The sequence below is a fragment of the Bacillus sp. EKM420B genome (assembly GCF_011065565.1).
Taxonomy (GTDB): Bacteria; Bacillota; Bacilli; order Bacillales; family Bacillaceae; genus Bacillus; species Bacillus velezensis.
Genome location: NZ_JAAMNX010000005.1, coordinates 113,653 through 116,757 on the forward strand (window position 1 = coordinate 113,653; position 3,105 = coordinate 116,757).

A 3,105-nucleotide genomic window follows, 5' to 3' on the forward strand; every position below is an offset into this window, starting at 1 on the left:
GTTACTCCGGTTACTCCAGTTGCTCCCGTTACTCCGGTTACTCCCGTTACTCCGGTTACTCCCGTTACTCCGGTGGCGCCTGTTACTCCGGTGGCGCCTGTTACTCCGGTTACTCCAGTTGCTCCCGTTACTCCGGTAGCCCCTGTTACTCCGGTGGCGCCTGTTACTCCGGTTGTTCCCGTTACCCCAGTTACACCTGTGGCTCCCGTTACTCCGGTAGCTCCCGTTATTCCTGTCGCTCCTGTTACTCCGGTTACTCCGGTGATCCCGGTGGCGCCTGTTGCTCCAGTATCCCCGGTTACTCCTGTCGCTCCGGTTACGCCTGTTACCCCGGTTGCACCTGTTATTCCGGTAGATCCAGTATCTCCGGTGGCGCCTGTTACTCCGGTGGCGCCTGTTGCTCCGGTTACTCCAGTTACCCCGGTTACTCCAGTTGATCCGGTTACTCCGGTAGCGCCTGTTATTCCGGTAGATCCAGTATCTCCGGTTGCTCCGGTCAAGCCCGTTACTCCAGTGGCTCCCGTTTCTCCGGTTACTCCCGTTTCTCCGGTGGCGCCTGTTACTCCGGTAGCGCCTGTTACTCCGGTGGCTCCCGTTATCCCGGTGGCTCCCGTTACCCCGGTCGCTCCGGTTGCTCCGGTGATCCCGGTGGCTCCCGTTATTCCTGTCGCTCCTGTTACTCCGGTTACTCCCGTTTCTCCGGTTACTCCCGTTACTCCGGTGGCGCCTGTTACTCCGGTGGCGCCTGTTACTCCGGTGGCTCCCGTTACTCCAATCGCTCCGGTTACCCCAGTTACTCCGGTTACCCCAGTTACTCCGGTAGCTCCGGTGATCCCAGTGGCTCCAGTTATCCCAGTTGCTCCAGTAGCTCCAGTAGCCCCGGTGGCTCCTGTTACTCCAGTCACTCCGGTTACCCCAGTTACTCCAGTAGCTCCGGTTACCCCGGTGGCTCCCGTTACTCCGGTAGCGCCTGTTATCCCAGTTGCTCCAGTGGCTCCCGTTACTCCAATCGCTCCGGTTACGCCTGTTACCCCGGTTGCTCCTGTTACTCCGGTCACTCCGGTCACTCCGGTCACTCCGGTCACTCCGGTCACTCCGGTCACTCCGGTCACTCCGGTTACCCCAGTCACTCCGGTAGCTCCGGTGATCCCAGTGGCTCCAGTTATCCCAGTGGCTCCAGTCAGCCCTGTTGCTCCGGTGGCGCCTGTTACTCCTGTTACTCCCGTTACCCCGGTTACTCCAGTGACTCCGGTGATCCCGGTTGCTCCGGTCAAGCCCGTTACTCCCGTGGCTCCCGTTACTCCCGTGGCGCCAGTTGCTCCAGTCGTGCCGGGATCTCCAGTGACGCCGGTTGCTCCCGTGGCACCGGTTACCCCAGTCGCGCCGGTATTCCCGGTCGAGCCCGTTGCTCCGGTAAACCCCGTTGCTCCGGTCAGCCCTGTTGCTCCAGTGAACCCCGTTGCTCCAGTGAACCCCGTTGCTCCAGTGAACCCCGTTGCTCCGGTCAGCCCTGTTGCTCCGGTCAGCCCCGTTGCTCCGGTGCACCCCGTTGCTCCGGTGAATCCTCTTACATGAAAATGATTTGGATGACAGCATGGACACCATCTTTCATGACAGCAAGAGGTTTTGCAACAGAATTCTTCACAGCAATGGGCCCGTTTTTGATAACTGCGCCTTTGATTTCTTCTTTTATGTTGAAAATGACAGCAGCACTCATTACAATTCCGGCAGTCGTAATCCCAAGAGTCGTATCTGTTATACCAAGTATCTCCTTTTCTCATTACACCACCTCTTCTTGCATAATATTTCCGCAAAAGAAAAAGGTGTGGCAAAATCCCATTTCTATTGGGCGAATTTTCAAATGTTCTTAAGGCTGCACCATGCACAGCTTTTAGAGAAAAAAGACCTAACTGTGCATAAGTCAGGTCTTTCATCTTTAAAATATCAGTCTGCTATTGTCATTAGGTTGTCGGGAAACGAATGCTGTTAAAATCGATATTGAGAGCTGACGCTGCTGTTATATTATTTGCAGTTGTGAAAACAACTCTCAACTGGTACGTATTTGTTCCTGCGGTCGGCGCTGTATCCACTGTTGTATCAGCAATCGAAAAACTATCCGTAGCTGCGGTAGTATTAGTTCGCGACAGAGTTCTTGTATGAATTTGCACTGCTCCCCTATATAATCTCACTTCAAAAACAAAGTTTGAATTGGCTGCAGTTGTTAGCGCGACACTGAGTGCATAATCAAGCTTTACATTCTGCAAAGCGTTAACCGAGATTGCCAGCGTAGCAATGGGAACCTCTGTATTTAACGGCGGATAAACAGTGAGCGGCCCGTTGGTTCTTGTGAAGAGCAAGGTTGGTGTACTGCCTGTGGCGCCGGTTGGGCCTGTTGGGCCCGTTACTCCGGTTGCACCGGTTACACCAGTCGGGCCGGTTATGCCTGTCAAGCCGGTTGTGCCGGTTGCTCCTGTTGCTCCTGTTGGACCCGTTAGGCCTGTTGTACCTGTCGCTCCTGTTACTCCAGTTGAGCCGGTTGCACCTGTTACTCCGGTTACTCCGGTTGCTCCGGTTACTCCGGTTGCCCCAGTTTCTCCTGTTATTCCGGTTGAGCCTGTTGATCCGGTTGCTCCTGTTGGGCCGGTTGGACCGGTTGTGCCTGTCGATCCCGTTGGGCCTGTTATTCCGGTTGTACCGGTTGAGCCTGTCGATCCGGTTGCTCCTGTCGAGCCAGTAACCCCTGTTGGTCCAGTCACACCGGTTGGGCCAGTCGCGCCTGTTATTCCAGTTAGCCCGGTTGCACCTGTTGCTCCTGTTATCCCCGTTGCTCCAGTCACTCCAGTTGCTCCGGTTTCTCCTGTTGACCCGGTTACACCGGTTGCGCCGGTTTCTCCTGTTGACCCAGTCACTCCTGTTGCACCAGTTACGCCGGTTGGGCCAGTTTCTCCTGTTGCACCAGTTACACCAGTCGAACCGGTTGCTCCTGTTACTCCTGTTGGGCCGGTTGAACCCGTTATACCAGTCGATCCTGTTGCTCCTGTTACTCCGGTTGGGCCGGTTGAACCCGTTATACCAGTCGATCCTGTTGCTCCTGTTACTCCGGTT

At 55.6% G+C, this 3,105-nt stretch carries 2 protein-coding genes and 1 pseudogene; 1 reads left to right on the top strand and 2 read right to left on the bottom strand.

Going from position 1 to position 3,105, the window contains the following annotated elements; all coding sequences use genetic code 11:
* A partial coding sequence (locus G9F48_RS19805; protein WP_446697981.1) for a beta strand repeat-containing protein occupies positions 1-1,526 on the bottom strand: 1,526 nt, incomplete at its 3' end.
* A 45-nt stretch (positions 1,527-1,571) separates the two neighbouring features.
* Between G9F48_RS19805 and G9F48_RS19810 the strand changes: the two genes are divergently transcribed.
* Positions 1,572-1,871 carry a hypothetical protein gene (locus G9F48_RS19810; protein ID WP_180992971.1) on the top strand — a complete coding sequence of 100 codons (300 nt, stop codon included), beginning with the start codon at positions 1,572-1,574 and terminating at the stop codon, positions 1,869-1,871.
* 90 nt (positions 1,872-1,961) lie between these two features.
* Here G9F48_RS19810 and G9F48_RS15690 read toward each other — a convergent pair.
* Positions 1,962-3,105 (bottom strand): annotated as a pseudogene (locus G9F48_RS15690) (collagen-like protein); the annotation flags it as partial.

What these genes read in the sequence shown, in the direction of transcription:
- G9F48_RS19810 (WP_180992971.1), top strand. Translation starts at nt 1,572, where the DNA reads ATGAAAATGATTTGGATGACAGCATGGACACCATCTTTCATGACAGCA.